Source organism: Paenibacillus sp. G34, from assembly GCF_056856875.1.
This window is the reverse complement of record NZ_CM166469.1, coordinates 759783-784799: the sequence shown is the minus strand read 5'-3', so window position 1 is coordinate 784799 and position 25017 is coordinate 759783. Positions and strand designations below refer to the sequence as shown.

Here is a 25017-nt window from a genome sequence, read left to right as displayed (position 1 = left end):
CAATTTCCCCCTCAAAGGGCCATTTTGGACGAAATAGCGTCGCTGGTGATCGTTAGAATATGGATTGGATCAAAACAGACCAAATAAGGCTTCTCAGGATCGTTAGAATTTTCCTGCCTTTAATACGAGATAATGCAAGGCCGCAATCCCATTCAATCAGGCAAAACTTCGCCTTGCTATATCATCCTAATTATGTTTTGGAGATAACTTTATCTCAGGTGCGATGATAACTCTCACCTAAATACTCACCTCTCGCAACATAATTTAAAATTCAAGATAGACCAGCCCATTAAAGGATGGTCTATCTTCACGTTGTCGATCTGAGCTGCAACTTCAATATCTCCTCCCGAACGATCTGCATCCCCTCTGCAATGCGCTGTTTCGGAACATTAGAGATGTTCAGTCGCAACATCATATCGATATCGGTACGGTACGTCCCTTCGGGATAATATCGTTCTGTTGTATCCGCTATAATTCCGCGATTTTGTAAACCAGATAGTAAGGCTCGGATAGACAAATCCCCTGGCAAAGGAAGAGCCGTATGTTCCCCACCGGTTCGTGGTGCAGCGCGAAATGGTTCAAAATCAGAATAAGCCTCCAACTGTTCATGCACAACTTCCATTCGCGCGGCATAGCGGCTACGAATGATTTTGCGATGGTGGGCAAACATTCCGCTATGAATATACACTTCCAGCGCAGCTTGAGACAGCAGTGAGGTGTCGATATCCAGCATTCTTTTCATTGAACCGAAAGAGGTAATTAAAGCCACAGGCAATATGGCCACACCCATACGAAGCCCGGGGAACAGAATCTTGGAATAACTTTTCAGATAAATAACCCGGTCATGCGTATCATAAGCCCACAAAGGATCTTGTCTGGCACTGTCCTCCAAATCGGCCAAATAGTCATCTTCGACCAGATAAACATCATATCGCTCGGCAAGCCGAAGAAGTCTCTTCTTTTCCGCCGCCTTCATGGAGGTCCCGATGGGATTGTGGAAGCGTGGAATAACATAGCAAAATTTGATATCTCCCTCCGCGAACTGACGTTCAAGAGAGTCCCAGTCCAATCCTTCCCCCAGCGTTCTTCGTACACCTGCAATGGGTACATTCAGGCTCTCCAGTAGAGTAGGCATATTGTGGTATGTAGGTAGCTCAACCATGACTTTGGTTTTTCCACCGGGAAAAGGCATTAAGGCAAGTGCCGCTAGCGCCTGTTGTACACCCGATGTGATGAAAAACTGTTCTGCTCGCGCAAATACCTGATAATCCGCAAACTGTTTCTGTAAAAGCTCAATCAGTGAGGGTAATCCTTGCTGTGTGCCATACAAAAAAAGCTCATCCTGCTTCTGTTTCATCGCCAGCTCCACACAATGCCGAAAATCTGCATAGGGAAACACTCTTGGATCAGGAGCAGCCGACGCAAAATCCAGCGGATCCTGCCAGTCCATATCCTGTACACCTAAACCGTTCTGAACAGCATAATAACCGGATTGAGGCACTGCGTACACCAAATGGCGCTGTTCCAACCATTCATACGCACGAATCGCTGTACTCACACTGCATTGATACTGCTCCGCCACACGCCGAACCGCTGGCAGTCTGATTCCTTTATCATCCCAGTGGCGGCTTCCCTGCTGTACTACCTGCTCCTGTATCCACTCTTGCAAAGCATGGGCAATCACCTCATATTTTTTCATCCTATCTGCTCCCTTTTATTTTTGTACCGGTACAATTGTCCTTTTTCTCTATTGTAGCACGCGGCACGCAGAAGTATATTTAATAAGGCTCATATGTTCCATCGTTTGACAGGTAATCAGTTATATAGTTCATCGGAATTTACGTTGAGTTACTTAACTCAACTTTGTTTTGACCTGAGTAGGCAGCGTCGCATACGTTCCAAAACTAAATCGCATTACTGGAGGGAAAAGGAATGAATACTACTCGCAACCGAACCTATGCTTATATCGCCGCTGTTGTTTACGCCGCGATTATCGGGTTATCTTTTTTATTTGTGAAAATGACCGTCACCATTGCCCATCCCCTGGATGTGCTTGCACACCGATTTGCCCTGTCCCTGATTGTGGTCAGCATTCCCGTGATGTTCGGCTGGATCAAGATCAATCTTCGTCTGGCTGACCTGTGGCGAATCATACCGCTCGGATTGCTCTCGCCGGTCCTGTTCTTTGCCTTTCAGGCCTTTGGATTGGTGACATCCAATTCTTCGGAGGCAGGAATCATTCAAGCGATGGTGCCTGTGTTTACCCTTGTCTTAGCTTCGGTCTTTCTGAAGGAACGTACATCTATTATGCAAAAAATGTCTCTGCTCCTTTCTGTCGCTGGCGTCATCTTTATTTTTGCCATGAAAGGCAGTGGCATGTCGATGAGTAATATGCAAGGCATTGTACTACTGGTTCTTTCGGCCATCAGTTTTGCAGGTTACGGGGTACTCGCAAGACCTCTTACTCGGCAATATAAACCGCTAGAGTTGACCTGGGTGACCTTAATGGTAGGATGTGTTGTGTTTAATGCGATTGCACTAATACGTCATGCATTCACAGGCTCGATAGCTGATTATGTTCAGCCGCTTGGAGATCTATCCTACTTGGGCGCACTCGCTTATCTGGCTATCTTATCTACCATGGTATCCACCCTGCTGTCCAGCTACGCCCTGACTCATCTGGAGGCTTCACGCGTCAGTGTGTTCAGTAATCTGTCTACACTCATCTCCATCGCGGGTGGTGCACTGATTCTACATGAGCCTGTCCGGAGTTATCACTACATCGGTGCGGTCCTGATCATTATCGGTGTACTTGGCACCAACATAAGCGTTCGCAAACATGGGCTGGTCAGTCATTCAAAAGCATGATACAATGTGAAAAATTGTAAACGGACGTTATCAACGATGATGAAGAGAAGTACGCATGTCACGATTCTCCAGAGAGCCGGCGGATGGTGCGAGCCGGTGTGTCGGACATGCGGAAATGGGCTTCGGAGTTCCGAGTTGAACCAAGTTCTGACCCGTTTTGGGCGGGGAAAACTTGCAGTAGGCAAGGCGGCATGTCCTGCCGTTACCCATGGACAGGATATCGATCTAGATCATGGACGATCTGAGTCAGGTTAGCCTGATTTTTTATGCACATGACTGCAATGACTCCATTGCTGCATCCGTATCCCGTAAGTGAGCCGCATACCAGCGGCTAATGAAGGTGGCACCGCGAGCATTGCCTCGTCCTTCTGTTCTATTTCCTTAGGAAATTGGAACGGAGGACGAGGCTTTTTTATTTTCAGATCATGATATTGGCAGAAATCGCAGGCTGAAAGGAGGTGATGGTCGTGGAAGAAGGCTGGTGGCGACAGCTCGACATCAACAACATAAACAACCAAAAACCAATTCAAAGGAGAATGAACCATGAATACAAACCAAGAACTGATTTTGACCGGAGATCGAACTACTGGACAGCTTCATCTCGGCCATTACGTCGGCAGCCTGCGCAGCCGGGTGGAATTACAGGAGACCTACAAGACGTATATTTTACTCGCAGATGTTCAGGCCCTGACAACTCACTTTGACCAGCCTAAATTGATTGCAAACAGTGTGCATCAAGTAACTTTGGACTATTTAGCCGTTGGCATCGACCCAAACAAAACTACTCTTTTTATCCAATCTATGATTCCCGAAATTGCGGAACTGACGGTTATTTTCTCCATGTTTGTCACGGTAAACACGCTTCGGCACAATCCAACGATAAAAACGGAAGCACGAGATCGGGGATACACCGATTTGTATTATGGTTTTTTGGGATATCCCGTCAGCCAGGCTGCGGATATTGCCTTTTGTAAAGCGACGCTCATCCCGGCAGGTGAAGATCAGATCCCTCATGTGGAGACTGCACGAAAGCTGGTTCGACGGTTTAACGAGCTGTATGCACCTGTTTTTCCGGAGCCTCGAATATTGACGGGAGAACGTTTAGGAGGTTTGGACGGCGTTGGAAAAATGAGCAAAAGCATGGGTAATGCCATCTCCTTAAATGCAACACCGAATGATGTCCAAATAAAACTGACTAAGGCCAAAACCGATCCGGCACGCATTCATCGTTCCGACCCAGGCCACCCAGATATCTGTCCTGTGTATGCGTATCACGAGTTGTTTCGGCAAAACGATGCAAATGACATCCATGCTGCCTGCAGTCAGGGAAAGATAGGCTGTACGGATTGCAAGCAGTTGGCTGCCGGGGCCATTAACGAGTTGCTTGCTCCTTTTCGAGAACGGCGTAATTACTATGAACAACAGGAAAGTCAAGTCAAGGAAATTCTAATAGAAGGCACACGTCAGGCAAGAAAAACGGCAAAAGAAACGATGCTTGAAGTACGTGAAGCGATGGGCATCCGATATTTCGATCTTTGATCACATGCAGGGCTCAGAAATAGTCTTATACATTTAAGAGAACACAACTTAAGAAGAGCATATGAAGTAAGCTACGCATCACTCTTTCCTGTATGAAGCTTCCCAAACAGGTTAACACTGCTGAGGACAGTCTATCCGAAAAAGGAGTTCCTCAGCATGAAACGTACACAGCCTTCTTTTTTGCAAGCCCTGATGTTAATTATGTTGTCTGTTGGTCTGATCAGCCATGTATTAATCATGCCCGCTCTTCTAAGTGCGGCCAAAAGGGATGCTTGGATTTCCGTTTTGTTATCTGCTGGGCCGCTCGTTATTTTTGTGCTGATGCTGGCCTACGTTTCGCGTTACTTGCATCATCAGACTCTACATGATTGGCTGTCTTCCTATCTCGGCAAGCCTATAGGCTTGATCCTGCGGGTGGGAAACAGTCTCTTTTTTCTATGCGTCATCTACTTTACGCTACGTGACACCACGACCTGGGCCAAAACCAACTATCTAACCGAGACGCCTGTGATCGCCACAACAATTGCTCTTATGGCCTTATGTGGATATGCCGCATATAAAGGGATGCGGTCGCTTGCCTTCACAGCCGGACTGATCCTTCCACTTGTTGTGCTACTCGGTTTCTACGTAGCCATTGTCAATTCGCAGTATAAAGATTACAGTCGTCTTCTGCCTGTGCTCGAGCATGGATGGTCACCTGTCTTTCATGGCATGGTTTACAGTCTCGCAGGCATGTTTGAACTACTCTTTCTCTGGTACATTCAACCTCACCTCTCCAAACGTATAAAACTTTGGCAGTATCTAATGCTTGCCTTCATCATGATTGGTTTAACAGCAGGTCCTCTCATTGGTGCTATTGTCGAATTCGATCCTTACGAAGCCGCAAAAATGAGATACCCTGCTTTTGAGGAATGGCGCATTGCCTCTTTGGGCAAATATATTGCGCAAACCGATTTCTTTTCCATCTACCAGTGGCTCGCAGGTTCCTTCACCCGGATTAGTCTGGCCATGTATATTGTGGTAGAGATTTGGAATATTAAAAGCAACTCCAGAAGGATGATCACTTGTGCGTCTTTGGCTGTTTTTTTTGTTCTATCCATGCTGTATCCTCTGGATGACATCACCTTCTCGCAGATTTTGGTTCATTACATATTCCCATTTAATCTCGTGTATCTGAGCGGATTTGCGGTTCTGGCGACGATTGTTGCCTTCATCCATTCACGCCAGCAGAGGAGGAAACAACAACATGGAGAAACAACAGATTGACACGACATCCTATGAGACCCTGCTTGCCTCCCTGAGAAACAGCTTCGAATCCTGTGCGGATGTGGTCATCCAGACGTTTTCTGCTCAAGACGAGACCGGACGTTCTGTCATTCTGCTCTATTGCGACGGGCTGGTGGACAGTAAACAAATCAATCAGTTCATCATTCCACGGTTAGAAAAACATACATTAATTATGGAAGAGGCTGTACCCAAAGAGCTTGGACTAACCCTGAAACCCATAGAGAATATTTCTGATCTGCAAAACTTAAACATGCTCCTGTTCAGTGGACAACTCCTGCTTATTTTTGAAAATGGTGTGCAAGCTTGTAGTCTGGATATTGCCAGTATTCCGGGACGCACACCAGAAGAGTCCGCCATCGAAACGTCCGTAAAAGGACCACGTGATGGATTCACCGAAGAGCTATCCACAAACATCGCTTTAGTTCGCAAACGTTTAAAAACGTCATCCATGTGTTATGAGAAAATAGTAAAAGGGGACCGCACACAGACAACCATTGGCCTCTTATATGTCAAAGATATTATTAATCCCAAAATTCTAGAGACTGCTCGTGACAATCTGAATCAGATTAACGTCGACGGAATCATGGGCACGTCTATCATGGAACGCGCGGTCATGGGAGGCGTGCGAAGCATCTTTCCGCTCACGGATAATTCCGAACGTCCGGACTATGTCGCGGACTCCTTAATCAACGGGCGTTTCGCTGTCCTCACGGATGGATCACCTGTAGCCGTCATTGCACCGACTACCCTATTCAACCAGTTGAAATCACCTGAAGACGAGAGCACTCCCTTTTTCATCGTGACCTTTGAACGGATACTACGAATTGCCGGACTGCTCATTGCCTGTTTTTTTCCGGCCTTCTACATCGGTCTGACCAGCTTTAATCTGGAACAGATTCCACTGCCCCTGCTCGCAACAATTGCAGGAACGCGGATGGGGTTGCCCATGCCGGTTACACTCGAAGCGTTTCTGATGATCTTTATGTTTGAATTGTTCAATGAAGCTGGGCGTAGGCTACCACGTGCATTGGGACAAACCGTCAGCGTAGTCGGTGGCTTAATCATAGGGGATGCAGCCATTCGTGCCGGAATTACATCTCCCACCATTATTGTGACCGTAGCCATCTCCGTCATCTCCAGCTACATTCTCGTGAATACAGTTCTTGGGGGAGCCACATCCCAAGTCCGTATCGGGATGTTAATTGCTTCTTCGATCTTGGGGTTATTCGGATTTATGGTTGCCCTGTTTGCCTTGTTAGTTCATCTCGTATCTCTGGAGTGTTATGGTGTATCCTACCTCTCCCCTGTATCACCGTACATTCCAGGAGATTTCACACAGGCCGTATCCATGCCACCTTCCATGACACGCACCAACCGTCCCGCTGTATTGCGTACGCAGGACTCTACGCGTCATAAGGACAAACCTTAATGAGATGGGCTTGCGTAAGTAGCATCGTTGCGGTTTGTGTCATGCTGCTAACAGGATGCTGGGATTCCAAGGAAGTGCAGAGCATTAACTTTATTACAGCCATTGGCATCGATTATGCGGATAATCAATATACGACGTACGCCCAGTTAATCGATTTTTCCAGTATAGCTAAACAAGAAGGACCAACGCCCAGAGAGGGCAGTCAAATATGGATCGGAAAAGGCACTGGTACAACATTAAGTATGGCAATCAACAATCTGTACGAGACGTCACAGCAGCAAACGTTGTGGACTCATGTGAAAGCAATCGTATTGTCCCAAAATGCATTGGAAGGGCGACTCGAGGATATTTTTAACACGTTACTTCACTCCGGGCAACTGAGATACACGCCATGGATCTATGCGACGGATCAGGACATGTCCACCCTGCTCTCTCCCTCCGCGATTCTGAACCAGTCGGCTCAAACGATTGAGTTATTTGAACCCATGAGACTGTATAGGCAATATTCTGGGTATGAGCCTATTCGTCTGCATCAATTGTTGGATTCTCTGAGAGAACCTGCATCGGTAGTGCTGCTACCTTCCGTTTCCACTAAAAATCAAACCTGGCATAACGGTGAAGAGACCCCTCCGCTGATTCGAATGGATGGATTTTACGTCGTGAGCAATGGCAAAAGTCAGGGGAAAGTGTCTGGAGCAGAAGCAGACGGCACGCGTTATGTGAACTACGACCATGTATACCAATATCCATTGTATGTCTATGGGAAGGGGAGCAGCTCTCCTGAGCTTACATTGACTCTTCACAAACCCAAAACGCGTATAATCGCGAAAAAGAGTGCTAGCGGTATCACCTTCGATCTGTTCACGTCAGTGAAAGGTACGATTACTGAGGATCATGCCTCTCCCCGCTCTCCCCGTGTTATGGAGAAAGAAGCAAGCAAGCAGATTGAGGCCCATATCCGTAACACGTTTGCCACAACCAAAACACGTAAAGTGGATTCATTTGGTCTTGTGGAACATCTGTATCGTCACCATCTGGATTGGTGGAAAGAAGAAGTTGCGCAACGAGCCAACCCACTCTCACGTTTCCAACTCGGCAAAGTTGAAGTGCAAGTACACATTTTGAATGCCAGTACGTATAAATACGGTGAGTGAATAAGCGAGCAAAGACCTGTAATCCAGCATCAGATCAGATGCAGATTACAGGTCTTTCTTTGGTTGGTCAGTGCTTGTTAGCGTGGCAAGATGATTAAGGCCCGTACAATATCTATTTATTTTTTGTTGGCTCACTTCGTTTATTTTATGCCAGAGGGTACGCCATTACACTCATTAAGGCCAGTTCCGGCTGGGTTGTATCCAGGCGGCTGTACTGAATGATAACTGGTACGTTACTTGATACTGTGATGGCATACGGTACGCCAGAAGGAATAGCTTCCCCTCCAGAACGCAGCGATGCAGTACGGATGTGCTTGGTTCTTCTGGCCGGGACCTCAGCTTGAATATGCTCCAGCGGATCGCGGTCTTCAAAATAAATCGTGATGTCCAGCGTTGCATCTTCACCTCCCGTGTTTAACACACAGATGCTCTCGTGACTCTCCAGCGAGCCTGAGCTATCCGGTGGGATGTACCCATCTGGAATAACCCAATATGTATGACCGTGACGAGTGGATTTAGGGATGCTTGTGTGCTCTTGCATGGGACACTCTCCTTTATCTTATGCTTGGCGATACGCCCTGAAAATTAAAACCTTCGGTGGTTCGCGGGCGGACGCTCGGTGGGCGGATCGGACTTCGGGCCGCTCATTGGTCCGGGATTTCTTCTATTCCCCTCTAAGGGGGAAATCCCGTGCCAAACGCGGGCGCTTCGCTCCCTTTTCCCGATTCCGCCCCCCTCGCTGCCTCGCTCACCCTCTACTGCTTTTAAAAAGCATGGCCTTCGCTTCCGCTGGGCCACTTTTTGCGCTCGTTGCTTCGCTCAACTCGCGTTCCATATTTTAGAAATTGCTGCTTCAAGTTAACTCTCAGACGCACAGGACTTAAAATCCTACGGTATCTGATCTCAGCAACTTAAAAATCAGATCCTAACCCTAAACAAATACCGCTACATTTGCTCTTATCTAAGATACATCTGTAGCGGCTGTAAACGCATCTCGCGGATGGCTTCGGCCACCTGCTCTGCCAAGCGGCGTGCGCCCCGCTCCTGAAAATGTGTATTATCTTCCATCCCGGTTGGGAAGTTGATATATTCGCCGGGAAGCACCCACATAAAATCATCTTTGGTGCCTTCTTCACCCGCCTGCTCAAAGATTAGGCGGCTGCGTTCAGCCAGATCGATTAGCGGCACCTCTTCATCTGCCGCAAGTTCACGTACGGCAGTGATATAATCGCCATGTGTATCGGTCAATGTGCCATCATCCGCAAAGTATCTGCGATGCACAGGCGTGATCAGCACCGGGCGGGCTTTGGCCTCGCGTGCGGCATCGATGTACTTTTTCAAATACTGCTTATAGGTGGTGAAAGGCTCTGTCCCCCGTTCGGGGTCAGGCTTCTCATCGTTATGTCCAAACTGAATAAACAGAAAGTCATCGGGCTTTATTCGCTGCTTGATTGCATCTAGGCGCCCTTCGTGAATAAAGCTGCGGGAGCTGCGGCCCGACTGCGCATGGTTATCCACCGCCACGTCATGTTTGAACTGTGCAGGCAGCAGTTGTCCCCAGCCGCAATACGGGTATCCGCTCTCTGGCTGATCTGTTACTGTTGAATCGCCGGCGAGAAAAACGGTCATCGTTTGATTGGCCAGCGTAATCTCCAGTACATTGATACGAGGGGCTGGCCCCGAAAAGCTCAGGCGCAGCCGGCCTCCTCGCACAACAACGGCAAACCGCATTTCTGCGAATTGCCCAGCCACTGTGCGAATCGTGGGCAACATCAGCCGGCCTTCCCCTGCTTTGACACGTGTGGTTGTATCCGCCAGCGGATCTCCGGCAATCAGTAGCACCTGATATGTCCCGTCAGGTACATCCACGATAAACGATGCCTTGAGCGGGATGCAAAAGCTCGAACGCAAGCGGGCAGACATTGTTGCCTGCCCCTGCAAAGAATAACCTCTTTTTGAAGAATCCGATTCCTGCTCCTCATATCGCTGCTTCTCATATACCAACGAACTTGGCTCGAATCCGTATCCTCTGTGCTTATCATATATCGTGGCGGAGGAAACCACCTTATAACCTTCTGCTTTCTCCAGACTCGCATAACTTCCGCCTTTGCCCGTTTCCTTCTCTACTTTACCCGTTCCTGAGGTCGAATTGGGTTCTGTATTTGAACTTGGGCCAAAGTTAAACTTCCAGGAGGTCACACTCTGTTCATCCGTTTCTTCGTCCGCAAAGTCCACCGCATGATTTCTCCTGCGTAATCCTTCGTTACCCTGTACTTCGTGCAATTGGTGTCCCCCTTGCGATGTATGTGTTGCAGAACAGGCAACCTTACAAATTCAAGCGAGCCTTCACCCACCCAATGCCTGCTTGCTTCGTTACCCCTTCAAACCACTCGTGCTCATGCCTTGCACAATCTGCTTCTGGAAGATGAAGAACACGGCCACAACCGGGACCAGACTGACAATCGACATCGCGAACATCGCACCCCAGTTGGAGGCAGATTCACTATCGAGGAACATTTTGAGCGCCATGGATACGGTGTACTTGTCAGGCGAATTCAGATACAGCACCGGCCCGAGCAAGTCTTCCCATCTCCAGTAAAAGGAGAAGATTGCCGCTGTCGCCAGCGAAGATTTGATCAGGGGCATGATGATCTGAATATACAGCCTGAATTTGTTACAGCCATCAATCGTTGCGGCCTCATCCAGCTCTTTCGGAATCGTGCGAATAAACTGAACCATCAGGAAGATGAAAAACGGCATTCCGAAGAATGTAGGTACAACAATCGGCAGAATCGTGTTCAGCCAGCCCAGCTTGGTAAAAATGATATACTGCGGAACCAGTACGACGTCATGCGGCAACATCAGCGTGAGCATCATCAGAGAGAACCAGAAGGTACGACCTTTGAAATTCAATCTCGCAAAACCAAACGCGATCAGTGACGATGACAGTACTGCCCCAATGGTTGAGATCACCACAATGATCAGTGAATTGGTGATGTAGTCCATAAACGGCCGTCCAGCTGTTCCTTTCCAGCCGTCCACATAGTTCGACCAGATCCATTCGGTCGGAAACAGGCTCTCTGCCGTTACAAAAATCGTGCGGCTCTCCTTGAAAGAACTGAATAACATCCACAGCACCGGGTAGAGCATCAGAAGGGCAAGTGCGGCAACGAATAGATGATAGATTGGCCATTTTACATTTCTCCACACCATGATTACTTCCCTCCTTCAGATTCGTAAAACACCCAGAACTTAGATGTCAGGAACACAGCCGCTGTAAGCACACCAATCATAATCAACATGATCCAAGCCATTGCGGAAGCATAACCCATGTTGTTAAACATAAATGCCTGACGGAACAGATATAACGAGTACAGCATCGTTCCATCCATCGGTCCACCCTCTCCTTTGGAGATGATATAGGCAGGCACAAAGGTCATAAATGCACCGATCGTCTGCATGATCAGATTGAACAGCACGATTGGACTGAGCAATGGCAGCGTAATGCTAAAAAACTTTCGTACCGGATTCGCGCCATCCACCCCTGCGGCTTCATACATCTCGGGAGAGATGTTTTTGAGCCCTGCCAGAAAGATTAGCATTGAGGAACCAAATTGCCATACAGATAGGGAAATCAGCATAACAAGCGCCGCATCCGGATCACCAAACCAACTGACCGGACCAATGCCGATGGCAGTCATCGCACTGTTAATGACACCTTCGTTACTGAACAGGTTACGCCACATAATGGATACGGCCACGCTACCGCCGATGATGGAAGGTAGATAGTACAATGTACGATACGTTCCCACCATACGAGAGCCCGTATTCAGAATCATTGCGACAAAGAGGGCAAAGATCAGCCTTAACGGCACCCCGATGAATACATATAAAAACGTAACCTTAACCGAATTCCAGTATTTCGGGTCATCAAAAAACATCTTGGTATAGTTGTCCATCCCGATCCATTTGGGAGAGGTGAACAAGTTATAACTCGTAAACGACATGTAGAGCGAAACGAACATCGGGATGAGCGTAAATCCAAGAAAACCAATAATAAATGGGCTGATAAAAGCATATCCCGTCAAGTTTCTGCGCAATGAAGAATACTGCCTCAAGTGGAACGTACCTCCTTCATGGATCAGCTTGCCACCGTCTTCATGTTGCAGACAGGACGGGGAAAGGCCCTCGCCGTCAGCGAGCAGCCCGGTTCCCGTCCATCCCTGCAAGCGGGACGAGCAAGCCATCATTCAATTGTTATTTATTGTTGGCAAGCACGGATTCTGCATTTTTGCGGAAGGTCTGTGCTGCCTGTTCGGCTGTAATTTTGCCAAAGTTCAGCTCTTCCACTACATCCGCCAAGGAGGAGATTACCTCAGGTGATCCAACCGGTGGTGGTGGGCTCATTGGAGAAGCTTTTGGCTCCATCGATGCCACGAATTCAAATACCTGTTTCGTTGCATCGCTCAGTTCAGGAGCAATAGCCTCTTTGATTTTTCCGGAGATCGGCACACCGCGCTCCCCTTTGATCAGTTTGTTCGCTTCTTCGTCATTCACCCAGAAGTCAATGAACTTCGCTGCTTCTTCCTTCACCTTGGAGTTGGACGTTACACCCCAGTACATACTTGGTTGCATATAAAGTCCTTTTTCCATATCCGGTCCCGGCATTGGTGCAAAGGCAAGCGGACGGTTAGCTACCTGTTGCAGAGCGACAAACTGGTTCGACCATTGCCATACACCGATGCCTTTTTCTTTCACCAGATCCGACTCTTCAATGATGCCTTTCGTCTGGTTAGCCACATCCGGTGATGGCGCTGCCTTCTGCTCGATCATGCGTTGCATTAATCCGAAGAACTCTACGAACAGAGCATCGTCATCATATCCAAGCCCGGTTCCTTCCGGGTTGTAGAGCGATTTGCCTTTGGTACGCAGGAAATAGTGGAAGAAGATATCCGGAGCTACGCCGCCATCCAGATACAGTCCCTTCTCTGCTGCTTGTTTACCAAGCGCTTCGTAAGATTCCCATGTCAGATTTTCAGGCATGGCACCTACGCCAGCTTTCTTGAGCAACGCAGGATCATATTGGAACCCTAGTACGTTAACCCCGGCAGGTACACCATATTGCTTGCCGTTAATTACACCTGTGCTGATGACATTCTCAGCCACATCATCCACCTTGATCTGATTGCCCAGATACGGTGCGAGATCTTCAAGCTGACCGTTCTGTGCATATTGGCTGATATAGGAAATATCCATCTGAATAATGTCTGGCAGCTGGTTGGCTGCGGCTTGCGGGGCGAGCTTTTTCCAGTAGTCGTCAAAAGAAGCATATTCCACATCAATTTTGACGTTTGGATTTTTCGTTTTATACAGGTCGATGACCTTCTGTGTATATTCATGCCGTGTATCCGAGCCCCACCATGCGATACGCAGATTTACCGAATCACCCTTGCTCCCGGACCCCTGTTCGCTGCCTCCACCTGAGCTACACGCTGCTGTAAACACAAGTAACGCAGCCATCATCAGGAATATTGCCTTTTTCACCATGCCAATCTCCCCTTTTTATGCTGATATGGTATTGTGAACGGGTTATCTCCATCTTGTTAACGATATACTGATAACGCTTTCACAAACTTGATATTGTCATTTTCGCAAAAGTACGATCCAAGTTGAATACACAAAACCGTCTTGTTGGTTCAAAAAACAGAGGAGGACATCCCTGACGCTCCAAGCGCCGGTTATCCTCCTCTTTAGATATGGAATTACATCGCATTTATACAGATTTGTTATGGACAATTCATTGTTAGATGCCACTTCTGCGAAATTCGGTAGGTGTCATCCCGGTCCATTTTTTGAACACCTGACTGAAATATTGCGAGTTACCTCCAAAACCGAATAATTCAGCCAACTCAAACACCTTTACATCCCCACCTCTGCGAATATGTTCACACGCCCGTTCAATGCGCAGACGATTGACGTAATTAGAGAAGTTTTCGCCGGTGACTCTTTTGAAAATTTTGCCGAGGTAGTCCGGATTCATATACAACATCTGGTGTGCCACTCCACTCAAGGAAAGGTCAGCCTCACCATAGTGACGGTCCACGATGTCCATCATTTTCTCCACCGCCGATGATTGGCGGCTGATGTAATTCTTATAATAACCGGCGGTTAACCTTGCAGCACTATCTGCCACAAATGTATTCAAATCAGGCAACGTATCAATATCTGTCAGTTCCGCCATCCGCTGCGTGAAATCGGTTGCCTCCTCTGGCGGACAGACTTGAATCATGGCAGAGTATAACTGCACCACATAAGCGCGTGTCACCTCGATATCCAGCTTCTGGTCTGCCAGTTGCTCAAACAGACGATGTACGTCTGCGGCAACTTCCTCCGTATTGCCCGATTTAATTAACTGGCACAGCTGCTCGGCATCCTGCTCCACATTCACACCGTCACACTCCCCTGCCAGCATCACATCATTCTTGGTAATGAGTTTGCCCTCCCCAATGAAAAAACGATGATTCAAATACTGCATCACTTCACGGAACAATCGCCGGGACTCAGTCATATGATCCGCTTCGCTGAGGGCAGCTGTGAGTTGTAATTTGTACAGACGGGTAAACGTCTCGCGAACCGCATCAATCCGTTCCTCCAGCACATCTACATCCACGGTATCTGCCAGCACAATTAAGAGCTTGCCTTCAATCGTTGTGCTCAACAAAACATCGGGAAGAAGGTCGGCAGCTATATTTTTAATCGCAAATAAATGGCTATAATCATGTTCATCCACAATACGAAGCAACAGCAACCGGACGCTGTTCTGTTGGAGCTCCAGATTGAATAAATCCTGATAATACGCCAAATCCACGGGTCCATACGTACGATTGGTCATGAACTCGAGCAAAAATTGTTCCTTCACATGGGGAAGCACTCGTTGCAGACGCTGCTTGATCTCTCCTGCCACATGTTCTTTCACCTGTGCATCCTGGCGCTCCTGTAACAACTCAACCAGGGCATCATGAATCTGACTCTCATTACAGGGTTTCAGCAGATAATGTTTCACCCCGTATTGCATCGCCTTGCGAGCATACTCAAACTCCTTGTAGCCGGATAACATGATAAAACGTACTGCCGGATAAGCCTCCGAAGCCTTCTCGATCAGACCCAAACCATCCAGACCCGGCATGGAAATATCGGTAATAATGATATCCGGTCTAGCGATTTCGATTTTCCCCAGAGCTTCCACTCCATTTCTGGCTGTACCCACAAGCTCTGTTCCTGCAGCCGCCCAGTCAACTACCTGAGAAATTCCCTCCAGGATGACACGTTCATCATCTACGAGCATCACTTTGTACATCGTCATCGTCCTCTCTGATCCAAGGTATGCTGATCGATACTACAGTTCCTGATCCAGGCTTGCTACTTATGCTCATGGTGCCTTCATCACCAAAGGTCAGCCTGAGACGTTCCTGAATATTGGTTAACCCTATGCCCTGCCCTCTGGTCTGAATCTGCCCCTCCTGCAAACGTTCCATAAATTCGGAGGTCATACCCGGCCCGTTATCCTCGACTTCGATTCGAATATGCTCCCCTTCTGCTCTGGCACGGATTCGAATCTGACAAGGTTCAATGCTTGGTTCCAGCGCATAATGAATGGCATTTTCCACAAGCGGCTGTAATGTTAACTTGGGAATTCGTGCAGTTCCAACCTCAGGGGCTATATGCATGTCAAAATCAAGTCTTTCCTCAAACCGGGTACGCTGAATGGTCACGTAGCTGCGCACGATGTCCAGCTCCCGTTCCAGCGTAATCCATTTCTCGGACATATTGACCGAACTGCGCAGAAGGAAGCCAAGTGCTTCAACCATCTCGGAGATTTGATGCTGTTTCTGCATTTTGGCCATCCAGTTAATGGATTCAAGCGTGTTATATAAAAAGTGTGGATTGATCTGCGCTTGAAGCGCTTTCAATTCTGTCTCGCGAATGACGAGCTGTTTCGCATAGTTCTCATCAATCAGCTCTCGAATACGCTGTAACATCATCTTGAACGTTCGATGCAACAGTCCGACTTCATTTTGTGGAGATACGGAAATGTTGCCAAGGGCTGCTTCCTCCAGTTTATCCAGATCCCCTTTTTCAATATTACGCATTTTCTTGATTAATTGCGCAATCGGATGGGTGATGCTGCGAGAGAATTTGGCTCCAATCACAAGGGCTACCAGGAAGATCATAATAAAAATGACCATGACCAGCTGTTTGATAAATTGAATCTGCTTGAACATCTGATCAAATGGGGTCGTGTACAAATAGTTCCAGTCGGTATAGGACGAGTGTGTACGGGCAACAAAATACTTGCCCTGCTCCAATGTCGCAATTCCGTAAGGTTGAGTCCGCTTCAGCTCACCTGCGATTTCGGACTTGCTAACAGTGGATTCGGTCGGATAGATGACTTCCGTCCCATCAACGATGAGCAGCTGGGAGTCCTCCGCTGGTTCCTGCATCTGATCCTGTACGATCCGATCCAGCCGAACACGGATAATCAGGGTGCCCAATTTTTCCAGCGTAAATGCTCCGCCCGTAAAGGACTTCACCTGTCTGACCGACAGCAGCCTCGCCTGTTGATCTCCACTTGCCAGCCATACGTTGGAACCAGCATACTGCTCACCGAGCGAAATCAGTTCCTGTTGCTTCGCCTCTGAGATACCTTCCCGATTACCTGCCGCCATGACATTGTTATCGTTGTCGATAAAGATCATGGAGTACACATATTTCTCGGAGCCAGCGTAGGCAACGAGTCGGTTTGTAATCTTTTTACGAAGACTATTCCGCTCATATCCGGTCTCCGCCTTCTCCAGTTGCAATAGATACTGTTGCAGCGGCTCATCCGACATCACTTTGAAGGACAGATTGGATAACTCGCGTAGCTTGTTCTCGATGCCAACCGAAGACATATTCAGCACCTGTGAAGACTTCTCATAGATCTGGCGGTCATAAATATTCAACACGTACTGCATGACAGATACGTAGAAAGCAAAGCTGATCAGCATTAAAAATCCAATCAGCAACATCGTTTTGTGGTGAATGGGTAGTGTGATGAAAGCGTTTTTAAATTTACTCACTCGGGAGCGCTCCTTTGCTTGGCGAAGGGTTGCTATTTTGGGGATGCTGGACTAATTAAAGGGCTGAACAAGAGCTTCATTGGTTCGAAAATGCAGCAAGTTTTGAATTTGTCCGTTATTCTTCTGAACGCAAAATTCAGCTTACTTGTAAGTTATTTTCATATTTACACATCCATGGTCGGATGACAAGTCATATTTATACAACATTTTGGGTCATCTGAGCAGGTATACAATCATCATGGCAGGTGAGTATGTTACTCAAAAAACGAAGAGATTTAGGAGGAAATTGATATATTCATCACTTTACTTTGTTGCGATACACGATTTCAGAGAAATGCTATGGATGTATTGCTTTTGCTGTTGTTATCTTGAACGCCCTTGCTGTGATCTTGAATCGCTCTTGCAGTGCTCCTATTGCTCTTTTGCATCGCTAACGATCACCACAGAGCTTATTTGGCCATTTTGACGTGGTTTCAAAATCTAACGATCACCAGTGACGCTATTGGGTTTATTTTCATGCAAAACTGGGTTAAATCATACAGATTTTCCTAAATAGCGTCTCTACGGATCGTTAGAATTTCAAAAGGCTTATTTCAAGTCAAATAAGGCTTCTCCTGATCGTTAGAATAACACTGTCCCCTGAGTTACTGAAGACAAACACTCTTTCTTGATCGCAAAAAAAATGACGAGTCAGGAACAAGTCCTGCCCCGCCACGAATGATATCTTTGGGTTAAGGTCATTTATTGCACATTCAATAATCTTACATGTTCAATCTTGCACATTCATTCTTACATGTTCAATCTCTACATGTGCGGTCATAGGTGCGCACTCTGATAAAAACCTTACGGATTAACAAATACCGTTTTGAGCTTGGCGATATATTGCACATCAAAACCAAGACCTTCGGCTACCATAGCTACCGGTACATAGGTTTTAGCTTCTTTACCTACTTTATTCAGGAAGGCAGGCGTATCCACTGCAACGGATGCACCGTTCACTTTCACGGCATTCGCTCCGATTTTCACAGCTACTGTGCGGTCACCGTAGGTAATGGTTGCCGTGGACGTTTTGTTATCCCAAACGGTTTTGGCACCCACTGCATTCACGATATCCTGGATCGCAACGAAGTTTTTGCCGTTACGAATAACTGGCTTATACGGTGTGTTCAGCGTCTTGCCACTTACGATGATGTTCATCGGTTGGCCCACATCGGGTGCAGTCAGTTTCGTGTAGTCACCCCAAATGGTTTTTGCAAATTCTTCAGCAATAGCCGCATATCCAAGCTGATTCGGGTGGAAATCCCGATTTTTGATCATATGTGTCATCGTGCCTTCACCGCCAACAAAATCTTTGGCTACATGAGCGACTTTTACATCTGCACCCTGAGCTGTGAACTGTGCAGCAATGCCATCAATCGTTTGTGTGAATCCTTGGGAAGCCTGCATCAGCTTGGCATATAGCTCTTTGCCCGCTACTTCTGGCATCGGCTGATACTGGTCAGCAATAACAATTCGAGCAGATGGATTAATCTCATGAATATCATTAATGATAGCAGTAACATTGGTTGTATACGTTGATAGCAGTTCTTTCACTTTCTCTTGCAACTCTTGGTCGCTCATCGTAGTCGCTGTACCAAGGAGCTCCGAAACATCATTGCCGCCAATCGTCATCGCAACGAGATTAGCCTGTGCAATGCTTTCACGGATCGCAGCCGTATTAGCTCCGATCTGTCCTGCTCTTGGATCAGGCAAACTCGGCTGAATGGCTTCGGAAGTCAGCGTCTTACCTTCTTTGATCGCATCGGTAAAGTTCTTCAAACCACTTGTTTTAAGTCCAGCGATGCCGAAGTTATCCACCTGCGTACGTCCATGGAGCAAGCCCTGTTCCTGTAAACGCTCAACGTAACCGTAAGGCAACGTAGTCATTTTTGGCTCATATCCTACGGTAATAGAATCACCTAATGTGACGATTCGGAACTCTTTGGTTACCGCAGTAGCATCTTTCTTGGTTGCCGTAAACGATGAATCGTTTGAGGCGACAGGTAATACGCCCGTTTTGGCATCGGCAGCATGTGCCGGCAATGCGGACGATGTGAATAGCAACATACCTGCCAGCATGCTGGCACTCAGGCCTGCGGCGGTGTTTTTCCAAATACGTTTACGCTTCATTCTTGTGAACACTCCTTTAGTTAAATCCAGCTTTTACACGATTATATAGTACACCAATCATTCCGATGACATATGCTTGTGTACCCCTATTCTATCACTTCAGTCACAGCTTTGTCCTCTTGCCTAAATGTGCGCGCAAAATAATAGACTTCCCTATGCCGGGAAGTCTATTATTCATAAAACCTGTCTCTATTCATGAGAGTAATTCTGTGGATGATAGGTAGTCTACGAATGGTGGCTCGTCTCTTGATGATCGTAAGTTCCGTACATGTTACGTTTCGCTGTCTGTACCTTGATTCGTCACTCGATCTTGATCTGCATGATGAGTTGCACGCTGACCTGGCTTCGGTTCGCCATCTGCCTTCGATTTCTGTCCGGCAGCACGATCCAGATACCGGTCATATCGATCATCCAGTTCACGAGCCATCGTACGAAACTTTAACGTTTCCTCCACGATCGGATCTCGTTCTGTCTGAATACGCACCTCGTACTTCGGAGGAATGAGCTGACGTTTCCGCTCTTCAGCATCACCGGACGCTTCCATGTCTCCTTCCGTCAGCATGTCGCTAAGCCGTTGTTCCAGTTCTTTGGATTCATCCATGTTATTCACTCCTATAATAAAGTGGTATGTGTTTACTCCAGTCCGGTAGCCTTAGCTTCTTTAAGTACATCCGTCAACGCCTCATGAATCTTGCCATTGCTGGCAACGATGTGGTTCACGGCTAGCGTATATGGTGTTCCAATCGTATCGGTCACCTTACCACCGGATTCCGCAACGAGTAGCGCACCTGCGGCAATGTCCCACGGCTTGAGGCCCACTTCCGTGTAAGCACTCAGGCGACCAGCTGCAACATAAGCCAGATGAATGGCAGCTGACCCACCTGCACGCAGATTACGTACCTGTGGAGCAAGAGCTTGGACAGCGGCCATGTTCAGTGGCAACGCAAACGTTGTATCCGCCGGGAAGCCTACTGCCACGAGGCTCTGCGTTAGTGTTTCCTCACCCGATACTGTCATCCGGTTTCCGTGCACATAGGCTCCTTTTCCTTTTTCCGCAACAAATAATTCGTCACGGGAAGGATCGTAGATGACACCCACAATCACTTCGCCCTTATGTGCAAGCGCAATGGACACCGAATAGAATGGGAATCCGTGCACAAAGTTCGTCGTTCCATCCACCGGATCAACAATCCAAAGGTACTCTTCCTCTGCTGCTTCTTTCAGCGCTCTTGCTGAAGCTTCCGGCCCCGGTTCAACTCCCTCTTCCCCCAGAATGGCGTGGTGTGGAAAATGGGTCAGAATCAGGCGGCGAATCATCTGCTCTGCACCTTTATCCACTTCGGTCACCAGATCTTGAGGAGAATACTTCGTTCCGAGTTCACTTACCGTACCCAGACGGCTCTTGATCCACTCGCCCGCCTTGGACGCAGCATTAATGGCAACGGCAGTATAGCTTTTGCTTGTCACGACATAAGGTACCTTTTCCTTTTCACTCAAAGCGTTCACTCTACTTTCTATATCAATCTACGAAAAAGTTAAAAATACTTGTTAGAAGTATACGTCTGAGCATTCGTAAAGTTTCTTGCTGCCCAAGCCTCTTTTGGCTTCACGGATGAATTCGTACTGTGGACTCATCCACCCATTCAACACCCTCATCCTGATAAAAGGCCAGTTTCTGCATCAGCTGCACCAGGGCTTCATCCTTGCGCTTGGCCTCAATCATGACATCAAGGGCCAGTGTATCTGCTGCAACATGACGCAGAAAATCAAGTATGGGCTCGACCTCCACTCCATCCGCATGACCACGAAGGTCCTTTTCACTTTTAGGGCTGGATACATGAATTTTGGGGACTAAAGGTCGATCCGGCGATGCATCGGCCTGTGCGAGTGGTGATTGCCAGGTCTTTAAAATATCCGGCCATAGCTCCCATGGCTGCTCGCCTTCGTTGTTCACCCACTGGTGATGGATATCCAGTACCATCGGTAACCCAAGATTCTGACATACCGCGAGTGTCTCAGGTGAATTGAACGTTTTATCATCATTTTCAAGCGTCAGTCGCTCCTGAATATCCCGGTCCAGCTTCAAAAAATTTTCCTCAAAACGCCGTGCAGCCGAAGGCTTGTCTCCGTATGCACCACCGATATGAATATTGTTCTTGGCTGTCGCATTCAGACCCATCGCATCCAGCATTCGAACATGATGACGCAGATCCTTCATCGAGTTACGCAGCACCTCTTCGCGAGGGGTACTTAGGACCGTAAAATGATCCGGATGAAAGGATACACGCATCTGATTTTCCTTCACAAAGTCGCCAATCGCTTCAAATTCCGGCTTCAGCGCCGGAAACGGATCCCAGTCACTCAGATCCTGATGGGTTGCCAGTGGAATTAATTTCGAAGAAAAGCGATATACATGAATATGGCTACCTTTATTATGCCGAAGTAAACGTAAGGTATTGTGCAGGTTCTCGGCTGCAATGCGTTCCAGCTTGCGAATGGCCGCTTCCCTGTCACCAATTTTATTAAAACTGGCCATCGTCATCGTCTTGGAGGGCGAAGCATTCTCCACCAGCACCGACATTGCCACGTAACCGAAACGTACAAGCATGAATTTCTTCCTCTCTGTTTAGGACGGACAGATTGCACGGCTGTGAGCAGCCGCGGAGATCAGCCGACATGATATATAACCAAGTTTTACCCTAAACAAGGGAGCATAATCGCATGTTTGCAAATCCTCCAGTCACTCTGTGAAAGAAGTTATCCCTTGAAGCTAAACTCCAGTGATAGCCCTATCCCTAGGTTCTATTCCTGTGCCTGCTCCCCAAAGAACATCTCATCGGCAAGTGCCGTCTGGATGCGTGATTCTTCCTCGGTCAGCTTGCGAATAAGCTGCATCTCTACTTCCGTTACTTCTTGATTCTGAAAATTGATTTCCGCAATGGAAGCCACAATCTTCACGATCGCCACCGCGACATTGTCCGGCGTGTAAGCAATGACCTTTTGCCCGGTTGGAAACACCCGGAAGCCTTGTTTAACCATTTTGCCGCGACCGTATTCTAGCAGTTCGAAGAGCTCCTGCTCGCTTTTGAATTTACATACGGAATTAAACTCTGTCTGAAATCCCATGCACATTCCTCCCAATCTCCTGATAGTGGAAATCTAGCTTGGATAACGGATCGTCCAGGCTATGCCTGAACGCCGTTTTCGTAATTCAGTGCCTGCTTGCGGTTATACCGTTCCAGTCCCAGTTCGATCATGCGATCCAGCAATTCGGCATACGACACACCTGTCTCGCGCCACAAAAGCGGGTACATGCTGTACGGGGTGAAGCCAGGCATCGTGTTCACTTCGTTAATCAGCAGCGCTCCATCCGACTTGCGTATGAAGAAATCTGCGCGAGAGATGCCGTTACCCTCAATGGCACGGAACGCCTGCAAAGCCGCTTCACGAATGCGATCTGCTGCCTCAGGGTCGAGCGGTGCAGGAATCAGCATCTGGGACTGACCGTCGATGTATTTGGCTGCATAATCGTAATACTCACCAGAGGATACAATCTCGCCCGGAACCGATGCCATCGGTTCATCATTGCCGAGAACACTAACCTCGACCTCGCGTGCTTCCACAAATTCCTCAATGACGACTTTGGTATCATACCGGAGTGCAAACTCAATCGCTGTCTTCAGTTCATCGCGGTTACGCGCTTTGGAAATGCCTACGCTGGAGCCAAGGTTAGCCGGTTTGATGAAACATGGATAACCAAGCTGGTCTTCTACCTGTACGATCATTTCGTGTTCGGTCTGTTTCCATTGTGTCGCGTTAAAATACGTAAAGGCACACTGCTCAATCCCAGCTTGGGCGAACAGCTTTTTCATCACGACTTTGTCCATACCGCCTGCCGATGCCAGCACGCCTGCACCCACATACGGCATATCGGCCATCTCGAACATGCCCTGGATCGTGCCATCTTCACCGAACGTACCGTGCAGTAACGGAAACATGATGTCGAGCGCTTCCGCCCCGCCGTACAAACGCGCAAACAATGCGTTTAGCGCTTCCTGTGTGCCGCCCGCCGAGCTTTCCAGCTTCAAATCTTCAATGCGTGCAAAAGGTGCATGCATCACGGCTCCTTTTTTCCACGTCCCCTGTTTGGAGATATAAAAAGGAACCAGTTCATATTTCTCGTAATCAAATGCATTTGTTACAGCAAACGCCGTTTGCAGCGATACCTCGTGCTCGCCCGATTTTCCGCCGTATACGACGCCTACTTTTAATTTATCCATACTCATGCGTAACCTCCGATTATATCTGTACGTGATGCTATCTGCGCAGCCGTTACAGGCGATTGCCCTGCTGCTTCCGGTCTCTGTTCTTATTTTACACGGAACGGGCTGTCTGCGTCACCGAATCTCGCAAATCTTTCCCTGTTAAAATTCGTCCGCGATATGAAAAAGTCGGTATATCGTCCGCTCCGTCCAGGCATACGAATCCCGGTAATCCCAGTAACGATGTCGACTGCTCACCGTATGTGCGTTCACCAGCGGCATGCCCCCCGCGTCAAAAGCGGTGACAACCGTGCTGTGCTGGAACCTTCCGTCGCCGTCCCAATCATAGAAAATGACATCTCCGAGCATAAGCTGCTCAGGACGATCTACCTCGGTGGCCGTCAGCCCCCAGCTACTTCCCGACAGATATCTTGCCAAACTGTTGGATACAGCCCAGCTGTAACTCCACATTTCCGCGCCGTTCACATACCCTTTATACCACCAGCCCGCTTCTCTTCTACCAGTATAGTGGATGGGTGCTTCCCCTGCAAAGAGACACTGGGACACATAATTCGTGCAGTCCACATCGAATTCTTCGAATGCTGGATTACCTGCATTCCACCATCGGTCTGCGTAGGCCACGGCCAGATCCCGACGATAAATATGCCTTTTGGCACTTCTGCCTTGACCCAATACTTCCCGATTCAGAAGCGGCCGATTCACCGCCTGTACAAAATCAGCTTGTTGATACGGCCGTCCTTCCCCCGCTGGACGGCGCTCCGGCACTTCTCTTTCCACACGCGCTATACTCCAGTGCCCATTTTCGCGCAAAAAGGTTAATCGCTCCCGTTCGATCCGATCTTCCCGGTGAGTGATGCCACTCTTCTCATAGAACAACCTGCTGTATAGTTGCACTTCCACTACCGCTTCATCAGATCCATCAATGAGTGTACGCACAAGCTTGGCGCTAGTCTCGCTGCGAAGAGGTACGGCACGCCGTTTGCGGTACCATTCATCCAGCCTTGCCATGCGTTCTCCCCGTTCCACCACAAATTCGGGATCGGTTACGATCCGTTCACTCGTCTGTGGACGGTAATCGATCTCACAGCGATTGTACTGGTTGACGTACGTATATAAGGCACTCTTCCATTCGCGTTCCAAGCTTGTGTCCCCCTTTGGCATGAGTTCAG

The 25017-nt window shown here is 48.0% G+C and carries 20 protein-coding genes and 1 other annotated feature; of the genes, 5 read left to right on the top strand and 15 right to left on the bottom strand.

Annotation, left to right across the window (positions count from 1 at the left end; genetic code table 11):
• Positions 1-307: 307 nt before the first annotated feature.
• A complete protein-coding gene (locus AC1VYS_RS03610) occupies positions 308-1699 on the bottom strand; it encodes an aminotransferase-like domain-containing protein (protein WP_482913033.1) in 1392 nt (463 codons plus the stop codon).
• Positions 1700-1932: 233 nt separating this feature from the next.
• Here AC1VYS_RS03610 and AC1VYS_RS03605 point away from each other — a divergent pair, with 233 nt between their 5' ends.
• The 5 genes from AC1VYS_RS03605 to AC1VYS_RS03585 all read left to right on the top strand — a co-directional run bounded on the left by AC1VYS_RS03605 (position 1933) and on the right by AC1VYS_RS03585 (position 8277).
• Entirely contained in the window at positions 1933-2868 is a 936-nt protein-coding gene (locus tag AC1VYS_RS03605; protein WP_482913032.1) for a DMT family transporter, read from the top strand.
• Between the two features lie 27 nt (positions 2869-2895).
• Positions 2896-3239: a binding site (T-box leader), on the top strand.
• Positions 3240-3411: 172 nt separating this feature from the next.
• On the top strand, positions 3412-4407 hold the full coding sequence (gene trpS / locus AC1VYS_RS03600) for a tryptophan--tRNA ligase (RefSeq protein WP_482913031.1): 996 nt from the start codon (positions 3412-3414) through the stop codon (positions 4405-4407).
• A 156-nt stretch (positions 4408-4563) separates the two neighbouring features.
• Positions 4564-5673, top strand: coding sequence for a GerAB/ArcD/ProY family transporter (locus AC1VYS_RS03595; RefSeq protein ID WP_482913030.1), 1110 nt, complete (start codon positions 4564-4566; stop codon positions 5671-5673).
• Complete coding sequence (locus AC1VYS_RS03590; RefSeq protein ID WP_482913029.1) at positions 5654-7123, top strand: spore germination protein; 1470 nt, start codon at positions 5654-5656, stop codon at positions 7121-7123. The genes AC1VYS_RS03595 and AC1VYS_RS03590 overlap by 20 nt, the downstream gene beginning before the upstream one ends.
• Entirely contained in the window at positions 7123-8277 is a 1155-nt protein-coding gene (locus tag AC1VYS_RS03585) for a Ger(x)C family spore germination protein (protein WP_482913028.1), read from the top strand. The genes AC1VYS_RS03590 and AC1VYS_RS03585 overlap by 1 nt, the downstream gene beginning before the upstream one ends.
• Positions 8278-8422: 145 nt before the next feature.
• Here the strand turns inward: AC1VYS_RS03585 and AC1VYS_RS03580 are convergent, their stop codons facing one another.
• The 14 genes from AC1VYS_RS03580 to AC1VYS_RS03515 all read right to left on the bottom strand — a co-directional run bounded on the left by AC1VYS_RS03580 (position 8423) and on the right by AC1VYS_RS03515 (position 25009).
• Positions 8423-8818 (bottom strand): sensory rhodopsin transducer, encoded by a 396-nt coding sequence (locus tag AC1VYS_RS03580; RefSeq protein WP_482913027.1) that lies wholly within the window; start codon positions 8816-8818, stop codon positions 8423-8425.
• Positions 8819-9234: 416 nt separating this feature from the next.
• A complete protein-coding gene (locus tag AC1VYS_RS03575; protein WP_482914898.1) occupies positions 9235-10512 on the bottom strand; it encodes a rhamnogalacturonan acetylesterase in 1278 nt (425 codons plus the stop codon).
• A 138-nt stretch (positions 10513-10650) separates the two neighbouring features.
• Complete coding sequence (locus AC1VYS_RS03570; RefSeq protein ID WP_090924547.1) at positions 10651-11490, bottom strand: carbohydrate ABC transporter permease; 840 nt, start codon at positions 11488-11490, stop codon at positions 10651-10653.
• Between the two features lie 2 nt (positions 11491-11492).
• Positions 11493-12395 carry a carbohydrate ABC transporter permease gene (locus AC1VYS_RS03565; protein WP_482914897.1) on the bottom strand — a complete coding sequence of 301 codons (903 nt, stop codon included), beginning with the start codon at positions 12393-12395 and terminating at the stop codon, positions 11493-11495.
• Positions 12396-12534: 139 nt separating this feature from the next.
• The gene (locus AC1VYS_RS03560; RefSeq protein WP_482913026.1) at positions 12535-13824 is read right to left on the bottom strand and encodes an ABC transporter substrate-binding protein; all 1290 of its coding nucleotides are present in this window, start codon (positions 13822-13824) and stop codon (positions 12535-12537) included.
• A 256-nt stretch (positions 13825-14080) separates the two neighbouring features.
• On the bottom strand, positions 14081-15634 hold the full coding sequence (locus tag AC1VYS_RS03555; protein ID WP_482913025.1) for a response regulator transcription factor: 1554 nt from the start codon (positions 15632-15634) through the stop codon (positions 14081-14083).
• Positions 15609-17396 carry a sensor histidine kinase gene (locus tag AC1VYS_RS03550; RefSeq protein ID WP_482913024.1) on the bottom strand — a complete coding sequence of 596 codons (1788 nt, stop codon included), beginning with the start codon at positions 17394-17396 and terminating at the stop codon, positions 15609-15611. The genes AC1VYS_RS03555 and AC1VYS_RS03550 overlap by 26 nt, the downstream gene beginning before the upstream one ends.
• A gap of 843 nt (positions 17397-18239) precedes the next feature.
• Complete coding sequence (locus tag AC1VYS_RS03545) at positions 18240-19565, bottom strand: SGNH/GDSL hydrolase family protein (protein ID WP_482913023.1); 1326 nt, start codon at positions 19563-19565, stop codon at positions 18240-18242.
• A 271-nt stretch (positions 19566-19836) separates the two neighbouring features.
• Positions 19837-20166, bottom strand: coding sequence for a hypothetical protein (locus tag AC1VYS_RS03540; protein ID WP_482913022.1), 330 nt, complete (start codon positions 20164-20166; stop codon positions 19837-19839).
• Positions 20167-20198: 32 nt separating this feature from the next.
• A complete protein-coding gene (locus AC1VYS_RS03535) occupies positions 20199-21062 on the bottom strand; it encodes an inositol monophosphatase family protein (protein ID WP_482913021.1) in 864 nt (287 codons plus the stop codon).
• A 109-nt stretch (positions 21063-21171) separates the two neighbouring features.
• Complete coding sequence (gene uvsE / locus AC1VYS_RS03530; RefSeq protein WP_482913020.1) at positions 21172-22173, bottom strand: UV DNA damage repair endonuclease UvsE; 1002 nt, start codon at positions 22171-22173, stop codon at positions 21172-21174.
• A 194-nt stretch (positions 22174-22367) separates the two neighbouring features.
• Entirely contained in the window at positions 22368-22691 is a 324-nt protein-coding gene (locus AC1VYS_RS03525) for a hypothetical protein (protein WP_110899160.1), read from the bottom strand.
• A 59-nt stretch (positions 22692-22750) separates the two neighbouring features.
• Positions 22751-23851, bottom strand: a complete 1101-nt coding sequence (locus AC1VYS_RS03520) for a D-alanine--D-alanine ligase (protein WP_482913019.1) — start codon at positions 23849-23851, stop codon at positions 22751-22753.
• 138 nt (positions 23852-23989) lie between these two features.
• The gene (locus AC1VYS_RS03515; RefSeq protein WP_482913018.1) at positions 23990-25009 is read right to left on the bottom strand and encodes an amidase domain-containing protein; all 1020 of its coding nucleotides are present in this window, start codon (positions 25007-25009) and stop codon (positions 23990-23992) included.
• Positions 25010-25017: the final 8 nt, after the last annotated feature.